Below are 26,592 nucleotides of genomic sequence, written 5' to 3'. Positions count from 1 at the left end.
GATACGGAGAGCTGCGTCATCGGGTGCTTCAGGCTCCCCGAAGCGCAGTACCTCCCGACCGGCCGCTACGAGGTGCTCCGTGGTCTCCCTGTCACGCGCCATGTTTGCGGTCCGACTTCTGGCGCCACTGTCCGCGTTCGACTTCGGCCGCGCCGTGTGTTCCGGGCAGCCGCGCCGGAAGCATCCGTCGAGCAGGACAGCTGCTCCGACCGAGGTGAATGCCAGGTCGATCCGGTCCCGCCTCCGTGCCCGGCACCGGATACTTCGGACGGTGGCGCGAGCCGGCCGCGTGCAGGAAGCGTCGTACCAGCGGTTCGGCGGCCGTGTCCTGCGCGGCCTGCCTGCTCATGCATGCGGAGACGGAGGACGACGGCTTCATTGTGCTCAAGGCGGCTGTGCCTCACGATCGTGGCTCGGTCCCGACAACAGTCCAGTCCGTGGCGGTTGAGCCGCCGGACCACGACTGTCGTGTCGATTCCATCACGGGCCGAGTGCTGCCGCACCGTATTCGCGAGGAGTCCGAAGCTACGTACCCGATCTCGATCCCGTCATCAGTCCAGCCAAACGACCATGGCGTCCCCGGCTGCAGCTGCTGCTTGGAAGAACGGCACGAGAGCCTCGTAGTGGTGGGTCACGTAGGTGAGCCATTCCAGGCCCTCGTCTGCGATGCGGGGATACAGGTCGGCCCGGGCCAGCTCTTCCTCTGTCACACCGCGGACCAGGGCATCGGCCGGCAGCTCGCCCAGAGCCGCCGCAGCGGCATGGACCCGCTCCGGTAGGAGATACCGGGGCGGTCCGTACCCCCAGTCCTCGGCTCCGGGAATCTCCTCTTCACCGTGCACGATGTCGACCGGGAACTCGATCCGCCGCAGCAGAAAACCCAGGGTGTCCCATGCCTTGTCGATGTCGAGGCAGCGCGGCCGGCCGACCCCAGTGGTCTCGGCAGCACCGGCCTCGATCAGTTCGTCGACGTATTCCAGGGCCCAGGCCGGATCGCGGACCGCGCGTTCGAGTTCGGCGGGCGTCAGGCGTGCGTACTCTCCGATCATGCTCATGGGTCGGATGCTAGAACCCTGGACTGACACCGGTTCAGCGCACGCCATTGCGCGTTCGATCCGAGTAGTGCTTCCGTTGTCTCCGGGCGGTGCCGGCGCGGCGCGGTCGGCGCGGCAGGCTACCGCATTGAGGATCACGGCGGCATGGTGAGCCCCGAGGCCGGGCCGTGCCGGCGCTGTGGGCGTGCCTCTCGCCGTTCCGCGCGTACAGGCCTTCGGTGAGGGCGGGGTGGCCGGTGATCTGCTCTGGTGCGGATCGCCCCGCCGGCACCGGACCCGAAGGCCGGACCGCGGGCGCGCGGCGGTGGTCGCGTCGCTAAAATTCCTTCGCATGGCGCGGTGGGGGTGGCGGCGAGGTGCCGCGGCAGGGGTGGCGGTGGTCGCGGTGTTCTGCGTCTGCGGTTCCGAACGGCCGCAGGGGGTCCGGACGGTGGCGGACCTCGGCCCCCTTCCGGCGGACCGTTACGGCTTCACGTCGCGGGACTACCAGCGGTCCCAGCGGGCAACGGCGCTGCTGGTCCGCCAGTGCATGGCGCGGCGCGGCCACCCGGGATTTCCGCTCGACCCCCGCTACCCCACGGATCCGATCGCCGTCACCGCGGTCGGCACCGATTACGGGGTCGTCGACCCCGCCACCGCCCGCCGCTGGGGCTACGGCTGGGATCCCGCGAAGCACCCGGACCCGCGGCCGGAGGGCCGCCGGATGACCGGGGCCGAGTACGCGGACTGGCCCGGCTGCGAGGCCGAGGCGGACCGGCGGCTGATGCGCGGCATCGACGTGCGGCGGGACTGGCTCTACGCAAGCACGAGAGGGTTCGAGGTCGACAAGGCGGTCAAGAGCGATCCGCGGCTGCGCGCGGCCTGGGCCGTGTGGTCCCGCTGCGTGGCGGACCAGGGATTCACGCGCTATCCCGACCCCGCCAAGGCATACACGGACCCCGCCTGGCACCGGGGCAGCGACGGCAACACCCGCCACACGCAACGGGAGCGGGACACCGCCGTCGCGGACGTCACCTGCAAGCGCCGCCACCGTACGGTCGAGATCTGGCACGCGGCCCGGGCGCGGGCACAGGCCGCGGACATCGCACGCCACCGCGACCGCTACGCCGCCGGGCTGCGGGCGCTGCGCACGTACCGGGCGACCGTGGCCGAGGTGCTGCGCAAACTCGGCTGAGCGTCGGCCTCCCTGCCCGGGGCCCGACGGCTCGGCCCGCGAATTACCCCCCGCTCCCGGCCCCGTCGGCTCCCCTCGGCCACCTCCCCCGTCCCCCCGGCCCCTCCCATTCCGCCTGAACCGCGCGCTTCCGGCGACTTGTCCGTATCCCCTCCTCGGCAAGCTGCCGTTGTGGCATGGTTCTCACGGGCCGTCAGCATCGCGGCGGCGGGGGGAAACGCATGGGGAGGACAGGGGGGACAGCCATGGCGGATCTCAGTCCGGCGCAACTCGCGATCGTGGGCCTGGTCGTGGTCATCGCCGTGGTCGCGATCGTCTTCGGCCTGCGCCGCGGTTCGCTGCGCAGCGCGCAGTTCCGGGGGCTCGGCGTGCGGGCCCGGGTGGACGGGGCGCCGGAGGCCAAGCAGCTGCCCGGGCAGACCGTCCAGACGGACGACTTCACGGCCAAGCGGTCCTACCTGCGGATCGTCAAGGGGGCGAGGACGTCGTTCAGGAGGACCCGGTTCGAGAACAGCGTCCTGGACATCGTTCCGGACAACGGGCCGGCCGCACCGGAGCGCCCGGCGGCGCAGCCCGACGCCTCACCGGATCAGAGCACCCCGTAACGACTCGGCACGACGGCAGCGGACAGGGGGCGTGAGGACCGGGTGCCTCGATCGGCAGCACGACAACACCAGCACATCGACCGTACCGAGCAGTTGGAGAGCGCGGCACGGCTCACGGCGCGGAACACGCGAGGCGACAGCGACGAGGAACGGCAGGCGCTGTTCTTCGAGGGACCGCGGGACATCGGCAAGTCCTCCCTTCTGTTCGAGATCTACGAGCGGCACGCGGCCAGTGACGTGTACTTCGTGGACCTGTCGCGGCTGGTCGTGGAACACGAGGTGCTGGAGGCACTCGCCATCCAGGCCCGCAGGCAGCAGGTCGAGGTGCCCAGTTACCGGGCCGCCCGGGACCGGTTCGCGCGGCAGTCCGGGCCGGTACAGGTCGAGTTCACCGACGTGCGGGTGCGCAACTCCGCCATCCAGCTGATCACCCAGTCCGAGGACCGCGGCCTGCAGACCGCCTCGCTCAGCGACGCGCTGCTGGACAACCTGGTCGCCGACGCCCGCAGGCCGGTGGTCTGCTTCGACGGCTTCGAGGCGTGCGCCCAGCCGATGCGGGACTGGCTCGGCCGCAGCCTCCTGCCGAACCTGCTCAGCAGGAGGGAAGTCAGCGTGTTCGTGGCCGGACGGGAGGTGCCGCGCCTGTCCCGCCCGTACTCCGGCGCCGCGCGCACGCTGGTGCTGCCGCCGTTCGACGTCGCGGCCGTGGAGGACTGGATCGAGGCGCTCGGATTCGCCAGCCTGAGGGAGAAGGCCGTGGCGATCCGGGAGGCGCACGGAGGCGTGCCGGGGCTGCTCGCCGAGTTCTTCGCTTACCACACCGAGCCCACCGAGCCCACCGAACTTGTGGAGCCGCACGAAACCGCCGGGGCGCGTCCGGACGGCCGCGGGACGACGACCCTCGACCAGGGCCGCCGGGAAGGCTGATGGCATGAGTCAGGAACCCGTCACCGAGCAGGCCCTCGCCCGCTTCGAGCAGGTGCCCGCGGACCAGGCCCGGCTGCTCGAAATGCTCGCCGTGCACCACTGGTTCACCGTGGACATCGTGGCCTACACCGCGGCGGACCTGGGGACGGACGTCACGCCAGAGGAGGTGGTGGCCTCCCCGCTGGTCGTCGAGGACCGGGTCCCGTACCCCGAGCCGGAGGACGGCCCCCGGTACGGCATCCGCTCCACCCTGCGCACCGCGCTGACCGACCGCATGCGGACCGAGCGGCCGACGACGTACCACAGGGCGCACAGGATCGCGGCCACGTACTACCACCAGCCGCTGGAGCCGCTGCGCACCGACCGGCTCGCCTGGTACGTGCACGAGGTCCGGCATCTGGCGGCCTTCCGCACCGAGCAGGCGGCGGAACGGCTCGCGGCCTTCGCCCACAGCGCCCTCGCCGCCGGGTACGCGGAGGCGGCGGGGCGTGCCGCGGCCGGCCTGGCAGCCGCCTCCCCGGCACCCGCGGACCAGGCACTCGCCGGGATCATCAAGGCCGTGGCGCAGATCCTCAACGCGCCCGCCCACGTCGAGCACGGCACGGTCGTCCTGCTCGACGACCACCTCGCCCGCTACGGGACGCCGGCCGATCCCACGGTCACCCGGCTCGTGCTGCTCGCCCGCGACCTCGTCGTCCACTACACGGAACGGCCGGCTCCGGTCACCCCCCTCACCGCGATGGTCGTGCCGGAGGCCAGCACGACGATCGACCCGCGCGGCATGCCCGTGCTCGGCGGTGAGCTGCGGCTGCTGGAGGACATGACCCAGCCGTCAAGGACCATCACCACCCGCACCCATCGTGTCGAGCTGCCGTCCAGCACCGTGGCCGCGCACCAGATCACCACGAGACTGGCGACGGAGGACCGCCCCGGCCGGAGCATGGTCCTGGCCGATGTCCTGCCGGGGGACCGCTGGGACCGGCTCGACGTGCTGCAGCTGCACGAGCGCGGGGTCGGGCAGCTCAACGTGCTGCGGGCGAGCGAGACCGTCCGCGCCGTGGCGCGGGGGGTCGGCCGGCTCCTGGACAGCGGTGAGAGCGGTGGGAACGGGGAGAACGGGGGGAACGGTGACGATCGCGAGGAGGCCGCGGGGAGTTCGACGCGCGCCGAGCTGTCCCGGCAGCTGAACTCCGTCGGCTGGCACAGCGGGACCGACGAGCTGACCGCGCTGCTGCGCCGCACCCGGCAGGCGGAGGACGTGGAGGGGTTCCTGCGGGACCGCGTCGCCGGTCTGATGCGGTACACGCCCGTCGTCGCCCTCCTGGACGTCTACCCGGGGCTGCCGTCCGAGGTGACCTACGGCTACGAGGAGGACTACACCACGCACCGCCTCGGCCTGCTCGGCCTCGGCGGTGTCGTCGTCTCCATGACGCTGACGCTGCCCCTGGAGGTACGCAACCGGCTGGAGTTCGCCGTCCCCGACGGCCTCGAATTCACCGGCGTCCGGGCGACGGAGGGCGTCCGGCTCCTACCGGCGCGCACCGGGGGGACCACGTCCCGGGTGGAGCAGTTCGACATCGAGACCGACGGCGGCGACGACGAGCACATGGCACACGTCACCGTCGACGTCTCGTACCGGCTGACGGACCGCGACTTCATGGACGTGATGAAGACGGCCGGTCTGAGCATGCTCATCTCCCTTCTCGCCCTGCTCCTGCTGATCGCCGACACCGCGCTGGTTCCTGTCGTCGGCAGCATCGTCGCCTCGGTCGTGGCCGTCCTCGACCTCACCCGCGACGGGGTGCAGCACGACACGAACGTACCGTTGCACGTCTTCGCCGGCAGACGGCTGCGCGTGCTCCGCCGGAGCAACGCGGTCGTGGCCATCGCGGCGGCCACGGCACCCAACGCCGACTCGCTCGTCGGCAGCTTCTTCGCCTCCGGCGTGGCCTTCATGTACTGCCTTCTCACCTGCGTGGTGGTGCTGGGCGTGAGAGACGACTCCAGGCGCCTGCTGTACGCGACGCGGTCCGCCACGGGGCCGGCCACCCGGTCCGCGCCGCGCGGCACGCTGCCACCCCGATAGCGGACCCGGTCGTTCACAAGAGGTGGTCGGCCTTGCCTGCCTTGATGTCGGTGATGAGGGCGCGCAGGGCGTCGATGGAGTCGGTGAGGAATCGGTCCTCTTGGCCGGCGATGGCTATGTATCCGTTGCCGTCGGCGTCGGTGCCGAGGCGGAAGCAGTTGTTGCCCTCGGCGCAGAAGGGGGCTTCCCAGGTGATGGCGGGCATCGGGTGCTCCTCACAGTGCCGGTGATGGTGTGGATGAGATCAAGTGCGTCGATCAGGTCCAGTTTGGTTGTCGGTGGGGAGAATTGGTGTGCGTTTCCGGCGGTCCGTCCTACAGCAGGTGGTCGGCTTTGCCTGTCTTGATGTCGGTGATGAGGGTGCGCAGGGCGTCGATGGAGTCGGTGAGGAATCGGTCCTCTTGGCCGGCGATGGCTATGTAGCCGTTGCCGTCGGCGTCGGTGCCGAGGCGGAAGCAGTTGTTTCCTTCTCCGCAGAAGGGGGCTTCCCAGGTGATCTCGGGCATCAGGTACTCCTCGCAGTGCCTGTGATGGTGTGGCTGAGACCGTGTGCGTCGGCATTCGCCGACTCCGGGCCGGTGCGCCGGGTCCAGTCTGGTTGCCGGTGGCGGGAATTGGGTGCGTCTCCGGCAGTCCGTCCTACAGCAGGTGGTCGGCCTTGCCTGTCTTGATGTCGGTGATCAGGGTGCGCAGGGCGTCGATGGAGTCGGTGAGGAATCGGTCCTCCTGCCCGGCGATGGCTATGTAGCCGTTGCCGTCGGCGTCGGTGCCGAGGCGGAAGCAGGAGCTTCCCTCGCCGCAGAAGGGTTCGTCCCAGGTGATCTCGGGCATCGGGTACTCCTCACAGTTGGCGGGCGATCTGGCGGATGAAGTCGCGGGACTGCTCCGGCGACAGGGCCAGTCCTTCCAACAGATCGAGCTGCGCACGGTATTTCGCCAGTTGAGCGTCGGAGTGCAGGAAGGTCGGTCCGTGGGAGCTGTCCACCTGCACTGTATCGAGTCGGGGCACAGTTCCCTCGGCGTAGACGACGGTCTGGCCTGCGCCCGGAAAGGCCCCATGGGCGAAAGGCAGCACCTGCAGGGTGACGTTGTCGCGCTCGGACATCTCCAGGAGGTACTCCAGTTGTGCCCGGGCCACAACGGGGCCGCCGAACTGCATGCGCAGCGCGGCCTCGTGAATGACGGCGACGTACGGGACCGCCTCGTCGCCGACGATCACCTGCTGCCGTTCGGAACGGTGGGCCAGGCGAAGCGCGACCTCATGCTCCGGCAGCGCCGGGACCACGGCGCGGAAGATGGCCATCGCCTGTTCGGAGGTCTGCAGAATGCCGGGCACGTGCACGGTGTTGGCCCCGCGAATGCGTGTGGCCCGGGCTTCCGTTTCGGAGATGTCCAGGAAGCCCTGGGGCAGGCTGCCGCGATAACGCTCCCACCATCCGGGACGCGCTTGGGCAAGCTCGACGAGTCCTTCGATGTACTTCGTGTCGGTGACGTCGCAGTTGCAAGCGAGCGTACGCAGGCGATCTTCGCTGATGCCGCGAACACCGGACTCCATGTTGGAGATCTTGCCGCGATCTACGCCCAGTAGGCCTGCTGCGGCCTCTGTGGACATGCCGGCGTCGGTGCGGATCCGGCGCAACTCGCTCCCAAGCCGCATCTGACGTTGCGTCGGGGTCGTCCTCGGGGGCATGTGGCTCCTTCCGTCCGACGAGGCGTCAAAGAGCCTAGCCGCGAGTCCCGATCACTAACGCATGGTTATGCTCCACGAACAGGTGGTAATTCTACCACCACATGCCTTACTGTCGGTTCTGCGAGAGCTACACACCGCGACAGCCGGAAGCGCACCGCGCGAGCATGCCCGCCTGCCCTGGGGCGGGGGTGTTCGCGACCAGGGCGGTAGGCCACCGGCGACCTCAAACCCTCTGCAACGCAACGGAGTTCGCCATGCCCGACGTCCCGCTCGTACCCTCCCTCTGGCGCTTTCCCGCGCACCCCGCGTCCGTGCCGCGCGCCCGGCGGACCGTGGCCGAAGCCCTTCCGCGCGGGCTGCGGGCCCGTCTCGGTGCGGATATGGCGCTGCTGGCGTCAGAACTGGTCACCAACGCCATCCGGTACGGCGCCAGGGACCCGGAGGATGACCTGGTCGAGGTCGTGCTGTGGCCGGCCGACGGGCACTACTGGCTCGCCGTGTCCGATCCCGGAACCGGTGGCGCCGACGGCACGCTCAAGCCGGGGTGTCCCGGGGTGGACGCCGAGAGTGGGCGCGGCCTGCTCCTCGTGGACTCGCTCGCCGCCGCCTGGGCGGTCGTACGGCGGCCGGTCCGCGGCACGTCCGTCGTCGCCGGGATCCCGCTCCGCGCGGGCCGCGGTCCCGCTACGGCCTGACGGCCGACGCGAGAGGCGGGCGCCCTCGACGCGGTCGAGCAGGGGGTCGTGCTGGTCCTCCGCGGCATCACCGTACCGCTCGGTACAAAAATTTGACCAGGGGCGATGGGAGGAGTAGCTTCTCTTTACGTACCGAGTGGTACAAAAATGAGAGGACAGGATCATGGGACAGCTCGACGGCAAGACGGCGCTCGTCACCGGCGGTAACTCGGGTATCGGGCTGGCGGTCGTACGCCGGTTCGTCGCGGAAGGCGCGCACGTCGTGGTGACGGGGCGGAACCCGGGGAAGCTCGACGCGGTCAAGGCCGAACTCGGCGAGGCCGTGACCCCGGTGCGGGGCGACGTGTCCTCGCTCGACGACCTGGACGCGGTCTTCGAGGCCATCGCCCAGCGCGGCTCCGGTCTCGACATCGTCTTCGCCAACGCGGGGGGCGGCGAGTTCGCCGCTCTTGAGGACATCACCTGGAAGCACTTCACCGACACCTTCGAGGCCAACGTCGGAGGCACCGTGTTCACCGTGCAGAAGGCGCTGCCGCTGCTCAACCCCGGTGCCTCGATCGTGCTCACCAGCTCGAACATCGACGTCAAGGGCGCCGCGTCGTTCAGCGTCTACGCCGCGTCCAAGGCCGCGATCCGCAGCTTCACGCGCAGCTGGGCCGCCGAGCTCGTCGGCCGCGGGGTGCGGGTGAACGCCATCGCCCCCGGCCCGATCGCGACGCCGGGCCTGAGCGGCCTGGCCGCCGAGCCGGAGCAGGCCGAGGCGCTGCTGGGGAACCTCGCGGCCGGCGTGCCGATGCGGCGGCTCGGTGCGCCCGAGGAGATCGCGGAGGCGGTGCTCTACCTCGCGAGCCCGGCAAGCTCCTACGTGACGGGCGCCGAGCTCTACGTAGACGGCGGCGCGAGCCAGATCTGACCGGGCCGCGGCGACGGGAGGAGCGAAGGGGAGACGGATGTCCTACGCGATGGTGATCACCCGGTTCGGCGAACCGGACGTGCTCGAATGGAGGGAGGTGCAGGCGCCGGTCGCGGCGGCGGGCGAGGTGCTCGTCCGGGTCAGGGCCGCGGGCGTCGGGCCCACGGACCTCAACATCCGGGCGGGACGGCTGACCGAGGTGTTCCCGCAGGGTCCGGGCTCGGTGCTGGGATTCGAAGCGGCGGGCGTCGTCGAGCAGGTCGGCCAGGGCGTGAGCGGCGTCAGCGCGGGTGACGAAGTCGCCGCTTACCTGCCGTCCCAAGGCGGGTACGGCGAACTGGTCGCGGCACCGGTCTGGTTCCCGAAACCGCCGCAGGTCGGCTGGACCGAGGCGGCGGCGCTGCCGGCATCGGCCGAGGCCGCGCTCGGCACCCTCCGCCAGGTCCGCGCGGCCGCGGGGGAGACGCTCGTCGTCCTGGGCGCCGCGGGGTCCGTCGGCGTGATCGCCCTGCAACTCGCCCGCTCGCGGGGAGTGCGTGTCATCGGAGCGGCCGCCGAGCGCGACGAGGAGCTCGTGCGCGAACTCGGAGGCGAGTTCGTGCCGTACGGAGCCGGGGTCTTCGAGCGCGTGGCCGCGCTTGCCGGCCGGGTCGACGCCGTCATCGACGCGGCGGGCCGTGGCGGACTCGCCGAGGCGGTGGCGGCGACCGGCGATCCGGCTCGGGTGGTCACGCTCGCCGATCCGGCAGGAGCGGCGGCTGTCGGGGCACTGATGTCGCAGCCGGGCCCGGACCGCGCACCCGACGCCCTCGCCGTCACCCTGCCGATGCTCGCGGCCGGCACACTCCGGCTGAAACCGCGCCGCTCGCTGCCCCTCCAGCAGGCGGCCGAAGCGCACCGCTTGCTCGCGTCCGGTGAGGTGCGGGACAAGATCGTACTGACACTGAGCTGAGCTGAGCCGAGTCGAGCAGGTCGGGCCGGGCCCAGCCGAGTCGAGCCGAGGCGCGGTGCGGTGCGGCGAGTCGACGGCCGGTCCGAGCGCCGTCGGAGGACGATCGGACCGGCCGGCTCGCGCCACCACCCGCGGCAGGGGAGATCGGACTCCCCGCGCCGGGGTGGAGGCGAGTCGGCCTTTCTGTTCCCGTTGGTAGTTAAATGGGCTCAGGAGGGAGGACCGGTCATGGTGCAAAGAGGCAGGCCTCGTGAGTTCGACATGGACGACGCGCTCGACAAGGCGATCGACGTGTTCTGGAGGCAGGGCTACACGGGCACCAGCCTGAGCGACCTGACCGAGGCGATGGGCATCAGCCGCCCGAGCCTCTACAACGCCTTCGGCACCAAGGAAGAGACGTTCAAGCTCGCCGTCGAACGGTACGCGCGCATCGACATGGCGTACGTGAACACCGCGCTCGCGGAGCCGACGGCATACGAGACCGCCAGGCGCTACCTGCGGGACAACGCGGACGCCGTCACGACGCCGGGCAAGCCGGCGGGATGCCTGTCCATACAGGGCGGGCTCGCGGCGGCCCCCGAGGACGACCGCGTGGTGCGGTACCTGGCCGACAGGCGCGCCGACGGCGAGGCGCGGTTCGCGGAACGCTTCGCCCGTGCGATCGCGGACGGCGACCTGCCGGCCTCCGAAGACCCCGCCGACCTCGCCAAGTACGTGAGCACCGTATCGGCAGGACTGGCGGTCCAGGCCGCGGCCGGTGTCTCCCGGGAGGCGCTGCATCGCGTCGTCGACCGCGCGCTCCTCGTCTTTCCGGGAGGCGCATCGCCTACGGCCTCCCCTCACGGCGCCGACCGGAACCCGCGGACCGCGGGCGGCGAACGAACGGCTCCAGCCGCGCGGTGAAGCCCCCGCCGCGGCGATCGGCACTCCCAGCACGGGGCCCCACGCCCGGGCCGGCGGCCGCGGTCGGGTGGGGGCGGTCTATCGCGTCGCGTCGCGCGGGGTGGAGAGGAGTTCGCGGGCGCGGGCCGGGGTGATCAGTGCGGCCAGAGCGGGGTGGGCGAGCAGGGATATCGGGGCGATGTGGTCGTCGGACACCGGGCGCCACAGGGGGAGGGCGGCCAGCAGGTCGTGCCAGGCCTCGTCGCTGAGGGCCGCCTGGGCCGCCTGGGCCGCGTGTGCGACGTGGGCCGCGTCGGCCCCGGGCCGCTCCGGATCGTCGAGCGCGTACATGGTGACGACGATCGAACGGGAGGCCGGGCCCCGGCCCGGGGGCTCGTCGGGGACCTGGAAGGCCGGGTGGGCGGCGAGGCGGTCGGCGACGGCGTGCACGGCCGCGTCGAACTCGGGCGGGCCGAAGGACAGGCGGAAGCCCGGCTCGGCCGCCCGGGCCTCGTACCGCTCCACGAGGGCGCGGACGGGCGCGGGCGCGTACTCCTTCAGGCGCGGCAGGGGGCGCAGGGCGTGGGGGTGCGCGAGCCGCTCGTGGCGGACGACGAGCGGCAGGAGTTCCGTGGCGAACAGCGGGCCGAGCAGGAAATCGTCGAGCTCGGGCCGGTACCACGCCAGAGCCGCGACCTCGCCGCGCCAGTCGCCGAGCAGCATCCTCATCTGGGCGGCCAGCACGTCCGCCCGCCGCCGGCCGAACTCGTGCGCCCGGGCGAACACCGCCAGCGGTTCGTCGACCGCACCCGCCAGCGCCTCCCGGCGGGCCCGCTCGACCTCCGCGTCCCAGTGGTCCCGGGTCTCGCCCGGCGGCCGGCGCAACGCGTGGAAGGACCTCCACTGCTGCCGCATGAGGTCGTGGAACGAGTCGTACCGCTCCGGTCCCTCGCCGGACCAGGAGGCGAGCCAGTACGCCGCCCACTCGCCGTCCTCGTCCACGTCGTCCGGGTCGAGCAGCATGACCGCCGCGTCGCCCTCCAGCGACAGGCGCAAGGAGCGCGCGAGCATCCTCGCCTCCTGGACCATGAACGCGTCGTCGTCCAACTCGTCCGGTTCCCCGTCCTCGTCGTCCTCGTCCTCGTCCCCGTCCCCGTCCTCGGCGGCGGCCTCCTCCGCGAACTCCTGCCAGACCTCGATCCAATGGCGGTCGTCGGTGTCCCGCAGCCACTCCAGATCCGCCGTGCCCGCGAGGCGGTAGACGAAGGTGCCCGCGTCGCGCCATCCGTCGGTCACGAGCAGGAACTCCCGCAGCGAAGGCGGCAGCCGGCGCCCCAGCCGGGCCTCGGCCGCCTCGACCTCGGCCTCGCTCGCGGGAGCGAACCCCAGCCAGGTGTCGCGCACCACCTCCGGCTCCAGCGGCGTGTCCTGCTCCGGGTCGTGGCCCGCGATCCATTCCGCGCTCCACTGCTCCAGGAACGGCCGCCACGCCACGCGCCCACCCATCGTCAACTCCCCCTCGCAGTCCGCGTCGTCCGGTGGTCCGACGCCACTTCACCACAGGGGTACGACACTGGGCCCCCGGCCGCCCGCCGAGGACCGGAACCGCGGGTCAGGAGGTGTGCGCGCGACCGGCCCGCGGGTCGCGGGAGAGCCAGAGGTCGCGGTCGCCCGCGATCAGTACGCGGCCGTCGGCGAGGGTGACCGCGGCGGTCGGGGGGTCCTCGGAGCAGCCGAGGGCGCCGCGCTTCCAGCCCGTGCCCGTACCGTCGCCGACCCATACGTACGAGCAGGACACCGGGTTGGTGCCGGGCCGGGACCTGAGCCGGGGGGCGGAGCCGATGAGGACCGGGCTGCCCGCGGAGTCCACGGTCGCCGCGGTGATCTCGCCGGTGCCCATGGCGGAGGTGTCCGCGCGCGTCCAGCGGACGCCGTCGCGGCTGGTGTAGAGCAGCGGGAGGTTGTCGTAGAACTGGCGGGTCTTCCCCCGGCCGCCGACGGCCAGCCACCGGCCCCGCGCGTACAGGACGCCGCGGATCAGGGTGCCCGGCGGTGTCCCGGTGACGGCGCCGGACGTCCAGTGCGCGCCGCCGTCCGCGCTGCGCCAGTACGGGACGGTGCCCGAGGGGGCGAAGTCGTAGGCGTTGGTCGCCGCCGCGCCGAAGGCGACGACCTCCCGGCCGTGGACGGCGAAGTCGCCCACGGGAGTGCCCGGTCGGGTGCCGGCGACCGGGGGCAGCGGTACGCGGCGCACGGTCCTGCCCGCGTCGTCGGAGGCGAAGACGAACGGGGACTCCACCTTGGCGACGTACTGGCCGCCGCCGATGAGCAGCCGCGAGCCGACCTTCACCGCGGTGTTCACGGAGGCGTCGTCCGCGGTCTCCTGCTCCGGGTGGTCGTTGAACGTCAGCGGCAGCGCGGCGAGCCGCGTCAGCGTGCCGTCCGGCGCCCGGCGGGTCAGGGTGGCGCCGACGCCGATCAGCGACCCGTCGCCCCACGGCACCACCACGTCACCCGGCAGTCCGCCGCCGAGCCGGCCGGTGCGCATGGAGTACGGCTTCTCGCTGTCGGCTCCGCTGTCACCGCCGGCCCCCGGCCTCGGGGTGAGCGACAGCTTCGTGCAGTGGTGGGAGCCGGTCCAGTTGACGGGGACGTAGTGGTATCCGTTGGCGTACGTGCCCGCGCCCAGGACGCAGTCGCCCAGCGGGACCAGTCGGCGCAGGCCCTCGCCCGGCGCCACGTACCCTTTGTCGCCCGGTCCTGTCACCGACGGGTAGTCCACGGCGCCCGCGTACTTCGTGAAGCCGAGACGTGCCGCGCTCGTGGTCCCCTTGCCGTCCTGCCGCGCGTCGACCGTGCCGCAGCCGCCCATGACGAGCGCGACGCCGACCGCCAGGCACGCGACCGCCGCGAGCCTGCCCCCACCTGGTCCCATCCCGTCAGGCTACCGGGGGGTCGCCGTAGCAACGGCCGCAAAAACAACAGATATCGCTGACCAGGGGCGATGGGCTCAGCCCCGTCGGCGGGTGGCCGGGTCGGATGCCGCAACGTGGGCCGCAACCGCGTCGACGCCGGGGCGGGCGTACCGCTCCAGGGAGCGGACGGAGGCGTGGCGGGAACGGGCCAGCAGCATCGGGGTGGAGGTGCCCTTCTCGGCGTCGTGCGTCAGCGCGGAGTGTCGTAGCCGGTGCAGCGTGAAGCCCTCCAACTCCTCGATGTCCTCCTCACGGGCGAGCGGGTTGGCCAGCAGTCGTGTGGACTTCTCGAAGATCTCCTCGGCCCGGCGGTAGGACAGGCGGGCCCGGCCGGTCTGCTCGCATACGTCCAGCGTCGGGGTGCCCGCGGGCGCCTTGCGGCTGGTGAGGAACAGCGGGCCGCGGGTGCGTCCGGCGATCAGGCGGGGCAGCAGTTGGGCGGTGCCGGACTGCCAGTGAATCCACTCGGTCGCCCCGCCCTTCGAGGTGACCTTGCCCCGCTTGTCCTGCGGGTACAGGTCTTCGACGTTCAGGCACAGCACCTCGTCGGCTCTGGCCGCCGATTCATAGAGCATCTTCCAGAACGTCTTCTCCCTCAGCCCGGCGTCCAGCCGCCACAGGGCGGCGATCTGGCTCTCGGCGAGGGCCTTGGTGCGGTCCGGCGGTGCCGGGCGCCGCTCGATGCCAATCGTCGGATCGCCTTCGATCCAGCCCTGGCGCTGCCACCAGCCGATCGCCTTGCGCGCGATCGACAGCTCCCGGTTGACGGTGTCGGCGTCCATCTCGTCCGCCCGCGCGGCGGCGAGCTCCGCCAGCACCTCCGGCAGGGCAGGGTCGTCGATGACGGTGACCGGCATGGCGGGCGGCTTCGCGCTGCGGCGGGCCGGACCGGTCGGGGCCGGCTGTCCGGCGACCATCCACCCCCACGTCGTCAGTGAGATCCGGTAGACCCTCGCGGAGGACTTCGAGATCCCGGCGCCGGTGAGATACCGCTCGACCGCCGCGGAGTACAGGCCCGGTGGGGCGGATAGGGGCACTACTCGGGCGCGCGGCACAGCGAACGCGCCCCGAACGTCTGCCCCATCATCCGACGCGCTCGCCAGTTCGACCGACACGGCCCCGCCCTCCCGACTGCTCTGCCGCAGTAAATGCGTACACCTCGCCTGCGGCGGCCGGAGAACCCGCCGCAGGTCGCGAAGATCACGGTAGAGGCTCGGTCGCAGTAAATCCGGCATTTACTGCGGCAGCATGCCCGTCTGCGAGGCGCGGGGGTGTTATCGGCCCTGGCGCCAGGCTGGCGCAAGAAGTTGACATGAGGTCAGCAACCTGCTTTAACTCAATAACTATGAATGTAGATAAAAATGGCTCGCCGTCGCCGATCGAGTTCCGTCTCGATCCGACATCAGGAGTGCCCACCTACTTGCAACTGGTCCAGCAGGTGGAGCAGGCGGTGCGGCTGGGGTATCTGCGGCATGGGGATCAGCTGCCGAGGGTCAAGGACGTCGTCGCCGGGTTGGCGATCAACCCGAACACGGTGTTGAAGGCCTACCGGGAGCTGGAACACCGGGGGTTGGTCGTCGGCCGGCGGGGAGTTGGGACGTTCGTCGAGGGCATCGTGGAGCGTGTGGGGCTGCGGGAACAGGCAGCCCTGCACAAGAGCCTGCTGGCCTGGATGCGCACGGCGAGCGAGGCCGGGGTGGACGAGGAAGGCATGAGTGCCCTGTTCACCGCGGCCCTGCACGATCTGCGGCACAGCCGTGCAGGCCGCGCGGACGAGGAAGGCGGCAGTGGCCGGGCGGGGGTGGTCGCATGAGCAGCGGCCTGGCGATCGAGACGGCCGGACTCGGCAAGCGCTACGGCCGCACGTGGGCCCTGCGGGACTGCTCGTTGGCGGTTCCGGCCGGACACGTGGTCGGCTTGGTCGGCGCGAACGGTGCGGGCAAGACAACTCTGTTGAGCCTGGCGGTTGGCCTGGCCAGGGCGACGACGGGGCAGGTGCGGGTGGCAGGCGGCAGGCCTGCGGGGTCGCCTGCCGCGCTTGACGCAGTCGCCTTCGTGGCCCAGGAGGCGGCGCTCTACCGCAATCTGTCCGTGGCCGACATGCTGCGGATGGGGCGCGCCATGAACCGGCGATGGGATGCCGACCGTGCCCAGGACCGCCTGAAGGAGCTGGGCATTCCCCTGGCGAAGAAGGTTGGTGCTTTGTCCGGCGGTCAGCGCTCCCAGGTGGCGCTCACCCTTGCGCTCGCCAAACGCCCGGAACTTCTCATCCTGGATGAGCCGTTGGCCGCGCTGGATCCGGTTGCGCGCCACGACTTCATGTCGGCGTTGATGACGGCCGTGTCGGAGGACGGCATCTCGGTGGTGTTCTCCTCCCACGTCGTTGCGGAACTGGAGCGGGTGTGCGACTACGTGGTCGTCGTACACGGCGGCCGGATCCAGGTCTGTGGTGAGGTCGAGGAACTGGTGGCCGGGCATCACGTCCTGACCGGTCCGGCCGAGCAGGCCGATTCCGTCACGCAGCGCTTTCCGGTCGTCCGGGACCGACGCACTGCCGCCCAGGCGCACCTGATGGTCCGTACCCCCGACCCGTCGGCCGCACTGCCGGGCTGGCAACGGCACCCGGTCGGTCTGGAGGAACTGGTGCTGGCCTACATGCGCGAACCCTCCGCATCGGCCCTGCCCGGCCCGAAACCCCTACACAGCGAACAGGTGCTCCACTGATGACGATGACCGATGCACCGTCCCTGGCCCGCGACAGCTCGCTGCCCCGGCTCGGTCTTGCCTGGGTGACCTGGCGCCAGCACCGGTTCGCCCTCTACGGCCTGTTGGGAATGCTGGCCTGCTTCGCCGCGCTGATGGTGGCCGGAGGCATGCAGGCACGTTCAACCTACGAACAGCTGGGGCTGGCCCAGTGCGCGTCCTACTCCGGTGGCCGCTGCCAGCAGCTCGCCGACGACCTGTTCACTTCGTATGCGACGAAGTGGCCCTTCCTGTTCCTCCTTCTGCTGCCAGGGGCATTCGGTGCCTTCCTCGGAGGGCCTCTGATCGCACGGGAGATGGAGACGGGCACCTACCGGTTCGCCTGGACCCAGGCGGCTGGGCGCACCCGCTGGCTGCTGACCAAGCTGACCCTGGTCGCGGTGGCACTGGTCGCAGTCACGGAGGCATTCGGCGCCCTGTACACGTGGTACAATGCACCGCTGGACCACGTCCTGCCTGTCGGATTCGGCGACTATCTCAGCTTCGAACTGGAGGGGATCGTCTTCCCGGTCCAGACGCTGCTGGCATTCGCGGCAGGGGTCTTCGCCGGCCTGCTCATCCGCCGCACCATGGTCGCAGTCGGTACCGTCTTCCTCGGTGCGTTCGGCCTGCTCATGGCGACCGTCTTCAAGCTCCGCCAGCACTACATGACGCCGCTGACCACCATTGGCAAGCCCGGCCCACGCGACTGGGTGACCGGCACGGCATACGCAGATCCCACCGGTCACCCGCTCAGCGACTCTCAGAGCCACAGCCTGTACATGAAGTACGTGGCGCAACTTCCGTCCGGCAACGGGCTTCCCTCGGTCACCTACAGGGACTGGCTCCAGGCCCGGCACTACACCATCGTGACGAGCTACCACCCCGCCGGCCGCTTCTGGCCCTTCCAGTTCATCGAGGCCGGCTGGATGGGCCTGCTCACCCTGCTACTGGCCGTCGCCACCATCTGGCTGGTCCGCCGCAAGATCGGCTGACCCGCCGTCCGACCGACGGCAGTCGCTCATCCCGGCACTCGGCGACGCACACCGCCTCCCGCGACCGTTCGGTGGCACCGAATCCCGCCGGTGCCACCGACGACGCAGCCGCTCGTCCTTCTTCGGAAAATACGCCGATCTCGGATGAACCAGACGCTGATATGGCGCGGTCATTGGTCGCGGCCAGCGAGTGCCCGGGGACGTCGCTGCCCGGGCTTCTCAGGACCGGTCTGGCCGACGAGGCCGCAGCGGCCGGTAGCCGGCCGGGTCGAGCTTGGCGAGTTCGGTGTCGACCTCGACATTGATCGTGCCGAAGAAGTTCACGTTCTCGCTGTGGGCCGGGGAGATGTGCGCGAGAAGTTCGTCGTCGACCGCGCGGCCCTCGGCCCGCATCTGGGCGATGGCCTGGCCGTAGTACTCCGTCGTCCAGGTTACGACCGAGTTGGTCAGCAGCGTCAGGCACCACGCCTGCTCGGTCTGGGCGGCCAGGTGGCGGTGGCGGATTGCGCCCTCGTGCGCGTAGAGCAGGCTGCGGCGCAGGGAGTGCAGGGACTCGCCCTTGTTGAGCTGCCGGGCGATCTTCCTGCGATAGGTCTCGTCCGCCAGATAGCGGGCGGCGTAGATGGTGCGTCGAAGCGCCCCGTACTCCTTCAGGGCCGCGGCGAGAGTGTTCTGCCGGGAGGAGGCGGACAGCTTGCCGACCGAGGAGGACAGCGTGCCGCCGCCGAACGCCTGGGTCAGCGGCAGGCGGTGGTGGTAGTTGACGACCGCGGCGTTCGCCGCCGCCAGGGTCTCCTCACGGATGTACCACTCCTGGGTCCAGGCCAGGATGTCGTAGGAGATCCCGCACGCCTCCGCCATCCGTACCAGGCCCAGATTCGTCGCGTTCGCGATCAAAACGGCCAGCAGGTTCCGTTTCAGCTCCGGGGAGCGGGCCTGCTTGCCGCCGGCGTGCGTGAAGCAGTCAAGGAACCCGGTCCTCCGGTCCAGCTCCACCAAGAGCGAGGCGATCGGGGCCAGCGGCAGCAGCTCCGACAGTTCCTCCTTCAGGTCAGCGGCCTCGGCCGGGATGTCCTCGGCCGATAGCGGCGGGATAATCAGCTCGCCGCCCGGCGACAGCCGCACCTGACCAGTGCCGGCCTTGGCATTGCCTAGCGCCTTCTCCAGGTCGCCCATCGCCGCCGCCAGTTCCTCCTTGCACCCCTCCAGCGCCACCCGCGCATCGGTGGGCTTGCCGACCAGCTGGCAGAACTGCTCACGCTGCTCCTCCCACTGCGCGGACGTGAACAGGTAGGAGGCCGGATCGGCGTACCGGCGCGAGGACGGCACATACACATCCCCCGACCGCAGCCCGTCACGCAGGCCCAGCAGCACCGTCAACTCCCAGAAGTGCCGGTACGCCGTGACATCCCGATCCCGAGCCGCCTGCTCCAGATAGCCGGCCCACTTCGCAGGCACGAAATCCGTCGGCGCATGGTCGGGGCCTTCCGGGCCCCGTCCGCGTTCAGCTTCTTCAGGATCGTCACGGCCTCCATCAGTGCCTCGGAGCCCGTGCCGCCGGTGAAGCTGATCGCCTTCAGCACGCCCGGGGTGAACTGCCGCAGGTAGGAATAGGAGTTATCGAGCATCGCCAGATGCCCGTTGTCACGCGGCAGCCTGCCAATGGCCTGGGCGACGGCGGCCCGCAGCCGCTCCATGCCGATGGTGTTCCGCAGCAGCCCGCCGACCATCTCGTCCCCGATCCTGGTGTCCACCAGGACCGGCAGGATCTCGTCCAGCAGGGCCTGCCGCCCCTCCCCGGCTGCGGCACGGGCCGCCAACTCGTCGCGCATCTTGGTGCGCGCCCGGCTCTCCCGCGCGGAGACGGCCTGGTCGAACAGGCTGATGACCTCGTCCAGCACATCGGCGGCGGACTGCGAGAGCACCGTCACCAGGATCGGGTGACGGCGCTGCGGCTCGCGCCGGTCCAACGACTGCGCGGTCAGGCGGCGCCCGACCGCCGCCAGGAACCGGCGCCGCTCCGCCGGCAGCCCCGTCAGGTCCAGGGTGTGGGCGTCCAGTCCGCGCAGGAAGGCCAGCTTGTCCAGCTCGGCCTTCACCGCGTTCGCCGAGTCCCCGGTCGCCCCCTTGGACAGCCAGTTCAGCCGCGTCGTCCCGATCCCGGAGTCCACCGTCAGCAGCCCGTCGAGCTCGCCCGTTGGCTTCGGCGTCAGCAGATGCCGTACCCGCTGGTACGTCTCCCGCCCGGCCTCCGCCCGCGCCGCGGCTACCCGCTCCAGCAGCTTCACCACCCCGGGCCGCACCACCCGCGAGGACGTCAGATGCTCACAGGCCGGACGGAACAGCAGGGACGGCGAGTCGTGTTCCATCGCGCGGGCGAGCAGGAACTCGTCCAGCTCCTTCAGCTCCAGCGCCTTCGCAGGCTTCCAGTTCAGGTACCGCATCACCTCGCGCAGATGCCCGGTGCGGGTCTGCTTCCGCGCCCCGTAGAACCGCAGCTCACCCACGGGAATCTGCAGGTGCTCGGACAACCGGGCCACCGCCGCCACCGGCGCCAAGGCAACGTCGTCCGGAACGAACCCGAGCCACGGCAGCGTGCACAGCTGGACCGCCAGCCCGAGCCGGTCCTTCGAGCTACGGCCGCGACCCGGATCGATGAACCCCACGTCCGCTGGCGTCAGCGTGAAGAACCGGATCAGCTCTTCCTTGTTGATCTCCGGAAAGCCGCGCAGCCGCGCCAGCTCATCATCCGCGAACACATGGGTCGCCATCGAGAACCCCACCACGAGCAGTCACATGCGACAACACCTTCGTATCGACGGCTTACCGCATTGCATGGTGAACGACCCGACCACTCCCCAAGACACTTCGCATGGAGGGGGCTTCACGCCCTCCGACACTCGTGCACCTGTCGGGGTCCTGAAACCGGTGCCACACTCACGCATGTGGACGCGAAGGAGCGGGAGCGGCAATTTGAGGTGGCGCGTTCGGCTTCGCGCCGCAGGATGATCCTCCTTGCCCCCGCCTGGGGCCCGGTGTTCATCGTGGTCGGGGCCAAGGGGGTGCTGCAAGCAATGCGTGACACCGGACGACGAACCCCTGGAGGGGCCGCCCCGCAAAAAGGCGACGTCATTCGATTCCCGCTGGTCATGACTGCCGGACTGACGATGATCTTTGCTGCGGTTTTGCTGACTTGGCTGACACTTGGCCTTCCGCCGCAGGGCTTGGCACGCATCCCGGTGGCGCTGCTGGCCGCCAGCCTGACGAGTTCCCTCTTATTCTTCCCCGTAGTCCTGGTCGCAGCAGTCCTCGACATGGGTGCTGTCCAGAAGAACGCCCGACGGGCGCCCGAGTAGACCTACAGGTCTCCAACTTCCCACAGCCTGATTTTCGTCGAGAAAACCCCACTGACCTCACCGTTAGCGGCTGTGGGGTGCCCGGCGTCCAACGAGTCCTCCAGCGCTGTGTGGCTCCCCGGGCGACACCTCGCACCCAGCAGGATCGTCCCAGGCCAGCGGTATCCGTTGTTTTCGCAGCCGTTACTACGGCTACACCTACCGGGGGCGGCGGGGCGATCTCGCGGGTACGCCCGCCTCCCGCCGCGGCCCCCGACACCCCTTGTACCTGTCGTGTACACGCAGGGGTACTGGCGGACGCGCGTAGACTCCGCCACACTCCCTTCTGCGCCACCTGCACACCCGCACACCCCACGAACCGTCGTCGGCACTTGCAGGAGGAATTCGAATGAGTACACTCGCCGCGCGCCCCGGCCTTCGGCTCCAGCCGCGTGTCCGGGCCGCGCTCAGCGTCTTCGCCCTCGTCGTGACCGTGCTCTTCGCGCCCGGCGTCGGCCTGGCCTCGTCCCACAAGGCCTTCGCCGTCACCAAACTGACGCAGGCCCAGGCGGAGAGCATGTTCCGCAGCGCGGGCATCACCTGGTCCTCGTCCGGCAACTGCACGGACCGCTACAACTCGACCTGCACCTCGTTCGACCAGCTGAACCTCACCACGGCCCAGGGTGCCGTCACCCTGAAGAAGGCCAGCGGCTGCGCGCTGAACATCACCGGCGGCACCGAGACCGGCCACGCCAGCGGTACCTACTCGCACTGGAACGGCTACAAGCTCGACTTCAGCAAGTACACGTGCCTCGGGAACTACATCAAGACGTACTTCAGCTACTCCGGCCTGCGCGGCGACGGCTACCCGATGTGGACCGCCGCCTCCGGCAACGTCTACACCGACGAGGGCTCCCACTGGGACGTCGTCTTCTACACCTGCGGCGGCTGCTGACCGGCCCGCCGACCGGGCTGTTGACCGGGCTGTTGACCGGGTCGCCGACCGGCCGCCGGTCGGCGGCCCGGTCGGCGCGGACCGGCCGCGGCCTGATCAACGGCCCCCGGAGTCCTGCCCGATGACGACCACCCTGGCCCACGACGGCGGCGCGTCGGGAACGTACTCGTCGTCGTACTCGCTCACGTCCGCCGAGCGGGGGAACAGGCCCACCACGGTCCGGCAGGGCGGCCGCCGGTCCGGCCAGGGGGTCTGGCCGTCGGTCAGGGCCACGATGACGTCCGGGCGGGGGCGGGCCCGCAGTGCCCTGGTGAAGCCGGAGCGCAGGTCCGTACCGCCGCCGCCGACGAGGGGGATGCCCTCGGCCCGGCACAGCGGGTGCGCGACGGGGGCCACCGCGTCGCAGGGCAGTACGGTGACCAGGTCGCGGCGGCCGCCCACGGCACGGGAGATGGCGGCGACCTCCAGCAGCGCGCTGCCCAGCTCGGTGTCGCTGACCGAGCCCGAGGTGTCGATGACGACGGTGACGCGGGGCGGCCTGCGCCTCAGGCTCGGCAGGACCGCGCCGGGCACCGAGGCCGAGCGGCGCGACGGCCGCCCGTAGCTGTAATCCTCGCCCACGCCGGGGGCGGTAGCCGCCGAGCGCACGGCGGCCCCCAGCAACTGCCGCCACGGCTGCGGCGGGTGGACCACCCGCTCGGCCCACCGCCGCCAGCCCGCGGGGGCGTCCCCCGGACGGCCGGTGATGCCCCGGGCCACCCTGAACCGGACGGCGTCGCGTTCCTGGGCGGTGAGCCCGTGGGCGCCCTCCGGCCCGAACTCCCATTCCCGCTCCAGCCCGTCGGCGCCGCTGCCGCAGTCCAGCCAGGCGAAGTCCTGCGTGCGCGGCCCGAGCCGGAACCGGGTCAGGTACTCCTCCATCAGCTCGCCGGGGGGCAGCATCAGCAGCCGCGGCTCGACGGCGCCCTCGGGCTTGACCAGCCCCTCCCCGTACACGTCGTCGTTGATCTCGCAGTCCGCGGCGATGTTCATCCGCAGCCGCTCCGCCGGGCCGCTCAGCCCGTGCTCGCGCGCGTACCGGTCGCCGCGCCCGTGGTGGTCGCGCAGCAGGTGCGAGACCTCGTGCACCCACACCCCGGCCAGCTCCTCCACCGGGGTGCGGTCCACGAACGCGGGCGACACGTAGACCCGCCAGTGCCGGTCCACGGCCATCGTCGGTACGCGCCGCGACTCGACGGTGTGCAGGGCGAACAGGGCCGTCGCCAGGTAGGGGCGGACCCGGGCCGCGTGCAGCCGGGCGGCGAACAGCTTGTCCCGGTCCAGGGCGCCGGGTGCGGCGGGTGTGCCGTGAGCGCTGGGAGCGCTGGGAGTGTCGGGAGCGCTGGGGGTGTCGGGCGCGTCGGGCGTACGGGGCGTGTTCCGCGCGCCGGGCGCGTCCGGCGCGTTCACGGGCCCGCGCCCCGGCCCGCATCCCGGCCCGTTCACCTGCCGGCTCACCTGCCCGCCTTCGCCGCGTCAGCGATCTTGGCCGCCGCGCGGCCCGCCGCACGGTCCGCCCGCCGGGACAGCGCCACGACCCCGGCGAACCGCTCGACCGAGGCCGGGACGTCCCAGTCCTCCTGCCGCAGCGACGCCAGCGTGGTCGCGGGCACGACCACCAGGTCCGGGGCGCCGGTCTCCAGCGCCCGTACCAGCAGCGCCCATGCCGCGTCCCAGCGGGATCGCTCCGGGCGGGCGCGGACCGCCTGCACCACGCCGTCGAGCGCGGCCTGGCGCAGATCCCCCCGCTCGGGCAGGACCGCACCGGCCGGATCGGCGAGCAGCGTCTCGGGGTCCGGCAGGTCCATCCGGTCCATGCTCGCCAGCAACTCCAGCCCCGGACCGTCCCCCACGGTGCCCCTGACCAGCAGTGACAGTACGTCCCGTGAGGAGCCGGCCGCGGTCGCGAAGGCGATGAGGCACAACGTCATCTCCCAGCTGCGGGGCGAGGGCCAGGGGCCGCCGCGGCGGGTCTCGCTGCTGGGCAGCCGGTGGACGAGCCCGGGACGCGCGGCCAGCAGCCCGCACACCGCGCGGCGGGCGAAGTCGACGGCGTCCGGCAGCCTTTCCCGGTCGAGCCGGGGCAGGGTGGCCCGCGGCCAGGTCCCGCCGAGGCCGCGCACCACGACCTCGTGCTCGTGGGTCCACCGCAGGTGGACGAAACGGTTGGCCAGCGGCGGGCTCAGCTCCCAGCCGTCGGCCGCCGAGGAGCGCGGGTTGGCCGCGGCCACGATCCGCACCCCGGGCGGCAGCCGCAGGGCGCCCACCCGCCGCTCCAGTACGAGACGCAGCAGGGCGGCCTGCACGGCCGGTGCCGCGGTGGACAGTTCGTCCAGGAACAGCAGCCCCCGGCCGGCCCGCACCAGCCGGACGGCCCAGTCGGGCGGGGCCATCGGGACGCCCTGCTCGGCGGGATCGTCGCCGACGACGGGCAGGCCCGAGAAGTCCGAGGGCTCGTGCACGCTGGCGATCACCGTGGTCAGCGGAAGGTCGAGGGCGGCGGCGAGCTGGGTCAGTGCCGCGGTCTTGCCGATCCCGGGCTCCCCCCACAGCAGCACCGGCAGGTCGGCGGCCACGGCCAGCGTGAGCGCCTCCAGTTGGATGTCGGGGCGCGGTTCCGTGCCGGTCTCGCGCAGCAGGCCGAGCAGCTCCCCGGCGACATCGAGCTGGGAGGCGGCCGGGGGAGCGGAGACGGCGGGAGCGGAATCATGTGCTCCGGTTGTCGCCGTGCGAGGGGTAGCGGGGGCGGCAGGGGCTGAAGAGGCTGAAGGGGCAGAAGGGGTGTACGTGGGCATGGGCATCACCTCGGGGTCGGTTCGGGACGGGCCGGCGTGCGGGGACGCGAAGGCCCGGAAGGGTGGGTGCCGCGGGACGTGCCGGATCGGCGGACGGGTGTGCGGGGGTGCGGTCGGCCGGGAAGCTCAGCGGACAGTGGCGTGGCGCGGACGGGTACGACTGCCGGCGGTACGGGGACGGGGCGGGGGCAGGCGGCGGGAGACGGCACCGGTCAGGCCGGCGCGGAACATGCCGTACGTGATCCGCCGCGCCGCGGCCGCCTCCAGTTCGTCCCGCAGGGCGCCGGCCCGCAGCAGAGCGTCGGGGCCCAGCAGGGCCTCGACGACCGCCAGCGCGCCGGCCGTGTCGCCGTGGTCGAGGCGGGCGCGGACGTCATCGAGGCATTCCGGGTGGCGATGGGCCTCGTCGATCGCCCGCAGGCAGGGCAGCGGTGTGCCGGTCAGTGCGGCCAGGAGCTCCTCGCGGCGCAGTTCGGCCGGGTCGTGGTCGAGCGGGGCGAGGACCCCGTCGACCAACCCGATCCGGTGCCGGGCTCCCCGGCACTCCACCGTGCGTGGCCGCCCCACTTCGTCCGGGACCGCGGGCGGACCGGCCTGTGCCGCGCGGCCGGGTACGAGCGCCGACGCGACCAGGGGGTGCAGCCGTTCGGGCTCGATCAGACCGGCCCGCAGCAGCTCCAGGTCGGGCGGCACCCACGTCGCCGCGTCGGGCAGCACCGGCAGCCCCGGCAGTCCCGAGACGCGGCCCGCAGTGGCGGCCGCCCTGAGCCGCATGACGGGTGGGCCGCCGCCGACCCCGTGCCCATCCGCGTCCCCGTGCTCGTCCGTGCCCCCGTCCCCGTTCACGTCCGTGGTCAGGTCGAGGAGCAGCCGGCGGCCGGCGCCGAGCCGAACGACGACGGTGCCGGTGCCGGTGCCGCCCGGCCGCCCCTCGGCGCGGAGCAGGATCGCCGCCTCGGCCGCCCAGCGGTCCACCGCCAAGCGGCCGTACAGCGGCGGCGTTTCCACCGTTTCCGCCATTGCCGCCGCTTCCGCCGCTTCCGCCGCTGCCGCCGGTTCCGGTGGCACGGTGAGGGGACGGTGGGCGGGCGGGAGGCCGGCCCCGGACCGCGTCCGCAGCTCGGCGGCCCGCCGCGCGTCCCACAAGTGGCGGTGCAGGTCGAGCCGGAAGCGGCGGTGGGGACGGGGATGCGGGTGGCGGCCGGCGGCGGCCCCGTGGCGGGAACCGTCCCAGAGCGCGAGGCCGATCCGCTGCCCGTATTCCGCCCAGGCAGGCGGCGTTCGGACCACGAGGTGCACGGGGCCGGCCCGCCCGGCGACGCCGTAACGCGCCAGCGTGAGGGTCAGGCCGGGGCGGAGCAGCCCGTCGGGGGCGATCCTCGGCATGTGCCAGCGCAGCAGGTCGGGAGCCAGATGGCGCAGGTCGGACCGCAGGCGCGCGGCGAGTTCGCTGCCGTACTCACGCGCCACCGAGCGGAGCGTGAGGTCGACATCGATGCCCGCGACGGCGCACGCCCCCGCCCAGTCGCCGACGGCACGGCGGGCGGTAGCGGCCTCGATCATGGAGGGCGGCACGGCGAACTGTCGCACGCGCGGCCAGAAGGAAAGGCGGGAATCCCCGTTCGCGGCGGGAGCGCTCATCAGCACTCACCGTGAGCCGCGGAGGGAACCCCCAATCTGCAAGGAGATTGAGTAGTCATCGCCGTGAGCATAACTCCGCCGGGCCCGGACTGTCAGGACCGGAACGGGCACAGAAACGGGAACGGGAACGGGAAAG

At 71.7% G+C, this 26,592-nt stretch carries 26 protein-coding genes; 13 read left to right on the top strand and 13 right to left on the bottom strand.

Translation table 11 applies throughout. From position 1 onward, the window contains the following. Window positions 1-551 precede the first annotated feature (551 nt). Entirely contained in the window at window positions 552-1,055 is a 504-nt protein-coding gene (locus K7G61_RS32665; RefSeq protein WP_225850760.1) for a YfbM family protein, read from the bottom strand. A gap of 331 nt (window positions 1,056-1,386) precedes the next feature. On the opposite strand from K7G61_RS32665, the gene K7G61_RS32660 reads away from it, so the two are divergent. From K7G61_RS32660 to K7G61_RS32645, 4 genes are all read left to right on the top strand, one after another. Further along, window positions 1,387-2,229 (top strand): hypothetical protein, encoded by an 843-nt coding sequence (locus K7G61_RS32660; protein WP_225850759.1) that lies wholly within the window; start codon window positions 1,387-1,389, stop codon window positions 2,227-2,229. Between the two features lie 245 nt (window positions 2,230-2,474). Continuing rightward, window positions 2,475-2,834, top strand: a complete 360-nt coding sequence (locus K7G61_RS32655; protein WP_225850758.1) for a hypothetical protein — start codon at window positions 2,475-2,477, stop codon at window positions 2,832-2,834. A gap of 42 nt (window positions 2,835-2,876) precedes the next feature. Continuing rightward, the gene (locus tag K7G61_RS32650) at window positions 2,877-3,761 is read left to right on the top strand and encodes a hypothetical protein (RefSeq protein ID WP_225850757.1); all 885 of its coding nucleotides are present in this window, start codon (window positions 2,877-2,879) and stop codon (window positions 3,759-3,761) included. Window positions 3,762-3,765: 4 nt separating this feature from the next. Next, window positions 3,766-5,847 carry a hypothetical protein gene (locus tag K7G61_RS32645; RefSeq protein ID WP_225850756.1) on the top strand — a complete coding sequence of 694 codons (2,082 nt, stop codon included), beginning with the start codon at window positions 3,766-3,768 and terminating at the stop codon, window positions 5,845-5,847. 13 nt (window positions 5,848-5,860) lie between these two features. Here the strand turns inward: K7G61_RS32645 and K7G61_RS32640 are convergent, their stop codons facing one another. The 4 genes from K7G61_RS32640 to K7G61_RS32625 form a co-directional block, all read right to left on the bottom strand. Continuing rightward, entirely contained in the window at window positions 5,861-6,052 is a 192-nt protein-coding gene (locus K7G61_RS32640; RefSeq protein WP_225850755.1) for a hypothetical protein, read from the bottom strand. A gap of 109 nt (window positions 6,053-6,161) precedes the next feature. Next, on the bottom strand, window positions 6,162-6,353 hold the full coding sequence (locus K7G61_RS32635; RefSeq protein ID WP_225850754.1) for a hypothetical protein: 192 nt from the start codon (window positions 6,351-6,353) through the stop codon (window positions 6,162-6,164). A gap of 133 nt (window positions 6,354-6,486) precedes the next feature. Then, a complete protein-coding gene (locus K7G61_RS32630) occupies window positions 6,487-6,678 on the bottom strand; it encodes a hypothetical protein (RefSeq protein WP_225850753.1) in 192 nt (63 codons plus the stop codon). Window positions 6,679-6,688: 10 nt separating this feature from the next. Then, window positions 6,689-7,537 (bottom strand): helix-turn-helix transcriptional regulator, encoded by an 849-nt coding sequence (locus tag K7G61_RS32625; RefSeq protein WP_225850752.1) that lies wholly within the window; start codon window positions 7,535-7,537, stop codon window positions 6,689-6,691. Between the two features lie 254 nt (window positions 7,538-7,791). Between K7G61_RS32625 and K7G61_RS32620 the strand changes: the two genes are divergently transcribed. The 4 genes from K7G61_RS32620 to K7G61_RS32605 all read left to right on the top strand — a co-directional run bounded on the left by K7G61_RS32620 (window position 7,792) and on the right by K7G61_RS32605 (window position 11,000). Beyond that, window positions 7,792-8,232, top strand: a complete 441-nt coding sequence (locus K7G61_RS32620; RefSeq protein WP_225850751.1) for an ATP-binding protein — start codon at window positions 7,792-7,794, stop codon at window positions 8,230-8,232. Window positions 8,233-8,395: 163 nt separating this feature from the next. Beyond that, entirely contained in the window at window positions 8,396-9,145 is a 750-nt protein-coding gene (locus K7G61_RS32615; protein ID WP_225850750.1) for an SDR family NAD(P)-dependent oxidoreductase, read from the top strand. Between the two features lie 37 nt (window positions 9,146-9,182). After that, complete coding sequence (locus tag K7G61_RS32610; RefSeq protein WP_225850749.1) at window positions 9,183-10,097, top strand: NADP-dependent oxidoreductase; 915 nt, start codon at window positions 9,183-9,185, stop codon at window positions 10,095-10,097. Between the two features lie 228 nt (window positions 10,098-10,325). Beyond that, window positions 10,326-11,000 (top strand): TetR/AcrR family transcriptional regulator, encoded by a 675-nt coding sequence (locus tag K7G61_RS32605; protein WP_225850748.1) that lies wholly within the window; start codon window positions 10,326-10,328, stop codon window positions 10,998-11,000. Between the two features lie 78 nt (window positions 11,001-11,078). On the opposite strand, the gene K7G61_RS32600 is transcribed toward K7G61_RS32605, so the two are convergent. From K7G61_RS32600 to K7G61_RS32590, 3 genes are all read right to left on the bottom strand, one after another. Continuing rightward, entirely contained in the window at window positions 11,079-12,485 is a 1,407-nt protein-coding gene (locus K7G61_RS32600) for an SMI1/KNR4 family protein (RefSeq protein ID WP_225850747.1), read from the bottom strand. Window positions 12,486-12,591: 106 nt separating this feature from the next. Continuing rightward, window positions 12,592-13,914 carry an exo-alpha-sialidase gene (locus tag K7G61_RS32595; RefSeq protein ID WP_225850746.1) on the bottom strand — a complete coding sequence of 441 codons (1,323 nt, stop codon included), beginning with the start codon at window positions 13,912-13,914 and terminating at the stop codon, window positions 12,592-12,594. A gap of 75 nt (window positions 13,915-13,989) precedes the next feature. After that, window positions 13,990-14,991, bottom strand: coding sequence for a tyrosine-type recombinase/integrase (locus K7G61_RS32590; RefSeq protein ID WP_225850745.1), 1,002 nt, complete (start codon window positions 14,989-14,991; stop codon window positions 13,990-13,992). A gap of 308 nt (window positions 14,992-15,299) precedes the next feature. On the opposite strand from K7G61_RS32590, the gene K7G61_RS32585 reads away from it, so the two are divergent. From K7G61_RS32585 to K7G61_RS32575, 3 genes are read left to right on the top strand one after another with little or no spacing between them, the layout of a single operon-like run. Next, complete coding sequence (locus K7G61_RS32585) at window positions 15,300-15,767, top strand: GntR family transcriptional regulator (RefSeq protein WP_225850744.1); 468 nt, start codon at window positions 15,300-15,302, stop codon at window positions 15,765-15,767. Further along, on the top strand, window positions 15,764-16,678 hold the full coding sequence (locus K7G61_RS32580; protein ID WP_225850743.1) for an ABC transporter ATP-binding protein: 915 nt from the start codon (window positions 15,764-15,766) through the stop codon (window positions 16,676-16,678). The genes K7G61_RS32585 and K7G61_RS32580 overlap by 4 nt, the downstream gene beginning before the upstream one ends. Continuing rightward, the gene (locus K7G61_RS32575; RefSeq protein ID WP_225850742.1) at window positions 16,678-17,691 is read left to right on the top strand and encodes a hypothetical protein; all 1,014 of its coding nucleotides are present in this window, start codon (window positions 16,678-16,680) and stop codon (window positions 17,689-17,691) included. The genes K7G61_RS32580 and K7G61_RS32575 overlap by 1 nt, the downstream gene beginning before the upstream one ends. A 219-nt stretch (window positions 17,692-17,910) precedes the next feature. Here the strand turns inward: K7G61_RS32575 and K7G61_RS32570 are convergent, their stop codons facing one another. Together K7G61_RS32570 and K7G61_RS32565 are read right to left on the bottom strand one after the other, a co-directional pair. Further along, the gene (locus K7G61_RS32570; RefSeq protein ID WP_225850741.1) at window positions 17,911-19,149 is read right to left on the bottom strand and encodes a Tn3 family transposase; all 1,239 of its coding nucleotides are present in this window, start codon (window positions 19,147-19,149) and stop codon (window positions 17,911-17,913) included. Further along, window positions 19,068-20,462 carry a DUF4158 domain-containing protein gene (locus tag K7G61_RS32565; RefSeq protein ID WP_225850740.1) on the bottom strand — a complete coding sequence of 465 codons (1,395 nt, stop codon included), beginning with the start codon at window positions 20,460-20,462 and terminating at the stop codon, window positions 19,068-19,070. The genes K7G61_RS32570 and K7G61_RS32565 overlap by 82 nt, the downstream gene beginning before the upstream one ends. Window positions 20,463-20,636: 174 nt before the next feature. Between K7G61_RS32565 and K7G61_RS32560 the strand changes: the two genes are divergently transcribed. Both K7G61_RS32560 and K7G61_RS32555 read left to right on the top strand, forming a co-directional pair. After that, on the top strand, window positions 20,637-21,047 hold the full coding sequence (locus K7G61_RS32560) for a hypothetical protein (RefSeq protein ID WP_225850739.1): 411 nt from the start codon (window positions 20,637-20,639) through the stop codon (window positions 21,045-21,047). A 388-nt stretch (window positions 21,048-21,435) separates the two neighbouring features. Beyond that, entirely contained in the window at window positions 21,436-21,981 is a 546-nt protein-coding gene (locus K7G61_RS32555) for a hypothetical protein (protein ID WP_225850738.1), read from the top strand. Between the two features lie 96 nt (window positions 21,982-22,077). On the opposite strand, the gene K7G61_RS32550 is transcribed toward K7G61_RS32555, so the two are convergent. From K7G61_RS32550 to K7G61_RS32540, 3 genes are all read right to left on the bottom strand, one after another. Next, entirely contained in the window at window positions 22,078-23,304 is a 1,227-nt protein-coding gene (locus tag K7G61_RS32550) for a VWA-like domain-containing protein (RefSeq protein ID WP_225850774.1), read from the bottom strand. Window positions 23,305-23,474: 170 nt separating this feature from the next. Next, window positions 23,475-24,815 (bottom strand): AAA family ATPase, encoded by a 1,341-nt coding sequence (locus K7G61_RS32545; RefSeq protein WP_225850737.1) that lies wholly within the window; start codon window positions 24,813-24,815, stop codon window positions 23,475-23,477. A 126-nt stretch (window positions 24,816-24,941) separates the two neighbouring features. After that, window positions 24,942-26,456, bottom strand: coding sequence for a hypothetical protein (locus K7G61_RS32540; protein WP_225850736.1), 1,515 nt, complete (start codon window positions 26,454-26,456; stop codon window positions 24,942-24,944). Window positions 26,457-26,592: the final 136 nt, after the last annotated feature.

The sequence above is a fragment of the Streptomyces sp. HPF1205 genome (assembly GCF_020400825.1).
Classification (GTDB): domain Bacteria; phylum Actinomycetota; class Actinomycetes; order Streptomycetales; family Streptomycetaceae; genus Actinacidiphila.
This window is presented reverse-complemented; position numbering and strand designations above follow the sequence as displayed.